Source organism: Mesorhizobium sp. WSM4816 (assembly GCF_055811535.1).
Genome location: NZ_JBVVQR010000102.1, coordinates 1 through 692 on the forward strand (window position 1 = coordinate 1; position 692 = coordinate 692).

1 protein-coding gene and 1 pseudogene are annotated in these 692 nt (G+C 59.2%); one reads left to right on the forward strand and one right to left on the reverse strand.

Features of this window, described 5'->3' with window-relative positions; all coding sequences use genetic code 11:
- Positions 1-364: pseudogene (locus AC0L3H_RS32980) on the forward strand (hypothetical protein); the annotation flags it as partial.
- On the opposite strand, the gene AC0L3H_RS32985 reads toward AC0L3H_RS32980, so the two are convergent.
- A complete protein-coding gene (locus AC0L3H_RS32985) occupies positions 292-603 on the reverse strand; it encodes a phage integrase N-terminal SAM-like domain-containing protein (protein WP_473495668.1) in 312 nt (103 codons plus the stop codon). The pseudogene AC0L3H_RS32980 and the gene AC0L3H_RS32985 sit on opposite strands and share 73 nt — an antisense overlap.
- Between the last annotated feature and the right edge of the window lie 89 nt (positions 604-692).

Consider the following 692-nt stretch of genomic DNA (forward strand, 5'->3'; position numbering starts at 1 on the left):
CGATCGACCATCCGAATCATCTCCCTCTCTTCCTTACCCCCGGAATCATCAATCCGATTCTGTGCAAAGGCCTCCTAACGTCAAAGGGGATGGCCCGTTCCATGACATGTCGGTGCACTGCCTTGGGCACTGGACGATGATCAAGGATGATTTTAACTTCGATGGCAGTTGTGTCGAAACCGACAAGGACGGCGACAACGTCTTCACAACGTTCGATAACCAGAACCACTACATCGTCGGGGGCACAGGAAAGTACGAAGGAATTACAGGAAAGGCCCCCTACACCCCGGTTCAGCTACACGAAACGGTTGGCGGTCGAATCGGACGCGTGGTCAACCATAAGGCGTCCTGGGAGATCAAGTAGGCCTGAGTTTCGGACACTGACCCTGGGCGGCCCGGGTACGGGGCTCTGCGCCCGCGCCCGGATCGTCGTAGGTCGTCGGCCGTGGCCGTATCCGGAGATCGGCCGAGGAAGCTGGCGAACCTTCCGACGTCGCGGAGATAGTTGCGCTGCGTCTCCTTGCCGAACCGGCGCAGGGTCATATCGTCGATCAGCCGCTGGCGCAGCGGGCTGATCGGAGCTTCGAGAACAGGATGGGTCATGGTCAGGCTCCTTGTTGAAGAAGCCCGTCATGCTCTGCCGCCGCCGAACAACGCTCAATGCAGGCGCGACGACCGGTTCCTGATCTCTA

What these genes read in the sequence shown, in the direction of transcription:
- AC0L3H_RS32985 (WP_473495668.1), bottom strand. Translation starts at nt 603, where the DNA reads ATGACCCATCCTGTTCTCGAAGCTCCGATCAGCCCGCTGCGCCAGCGG.